Source organism: Tolypothrix sp. VBCCA 56010 (assembly GCF_050875635.1).
GTDB lineage: Bacteria > Cyanobacteriota > Cyanobacteriia > Cyanobacteriales > Nostocaceae > Hassallia.
In genome coordinates this window covers 1-911 of record NZ_JBPAOH010000375.1, presented here as the reverse complement: position 1 = coordinate 911, position 911 = coordinate 1, and the positions used below count along the sequence as shown (strand labels likewise).

Annotated in this window: 2 protein-coding genes; both read left to right on the top strand. The window is 37.3% G+C overall.

The window, feature by feature from the left end; all coding sequences use genetic code 11:
* Positions 1–194: helix-turn-helix domain-containing protein (locus AABK37_RS41565; RefSeq protein WP_432557209.1), on the top strand; the 194-nt coding region annotated here is incomplete at its 5' end.
* The gene (locus AABK37_RS41560) at positions 118–897 is read left to right on the top strand and encodes an IS630 family transposase (RefSeq protein WP_432557208.1); all 780 of its coding nucleotides are present in this window, start codon (positions 118–120) and stop codon (positions 895–897) included. The genes AABK37_RS41565 and AABK37_RS41560, both read left to right, overlap by 77 nt.
* Positions 898–911: the final 14 nt, after the last annotated feature.

Below are 911 nucleotides of genomic sequence, written 5' to 3'. Positions count from 1 at the left end.
CTGTACAAAGATGGCTACGCCAATATAGAAATGGGGGACTTGAAGCAATGCTCAAGCTTGGTATCCCTACAGGCAGACCAAAAATTATTCCAGATTGGGTAGTTGAGCGATTAAAGCGTGAACTATGTGAACAAGAAGGTTTTTCGAGCTACGGCGAGGTACAAACAAAGGTTGCGAGCAGAATTAGGAATTGAAGTTAATTATGATGTAGTTCATAATCTAGTTCATGACAAACTTAAAGCAAAACTTAAGGTGGCACGACCTCGAAGCTACAAGCAAGACCCGGATGAGGTAAAAAACTTTAAAAAAAAACTGCCATCTACATTACAATCGCTGATTAATCAGCGGTTAAAACAATCGAAGCAATTTTCAATTATCAGATATTGGTGCCAGGACGAAACGCACTTAGGTTTAAAAACTATTGAAAGAAGAAAACTAACAATTAGAGGAGTAAAACCCGTAGGATGTCTCCAATGGTCACGGTCAGCTTATTATCTTTATGGAGTCCTAGAACCACTTACGGGGGCAAGTTTTTTCTCCGAATTTTCGCACCTAGATACTGAATGCTTTCAAGAATTTTTAAATCAGTTTTCACAACAGTTTCCGCAAGATTTACACGTTTGGCAACTGGACAATGGTGCTTTTCATCAAGCCAAATCGTTAAGAATTCCTGAGAATATTATTCTTTTATTTCAACCACCTCATTGTCCAGAACTTAATCCAATTGAAAGATTTTGGGAGCATCTGAAAGAGTATTTAAAATGGGACTTGTTTACTACTTTAGATTCACTTAAAGATAAAGTTAATAACATTCTGCGATCGCTCGATAAAGATGTTGTCATTTCCCTGACTTGTTGGGATTACTTGAAAGATGCCTTATTTGTGGCGCAATTTTAACCAAATGGTATAAG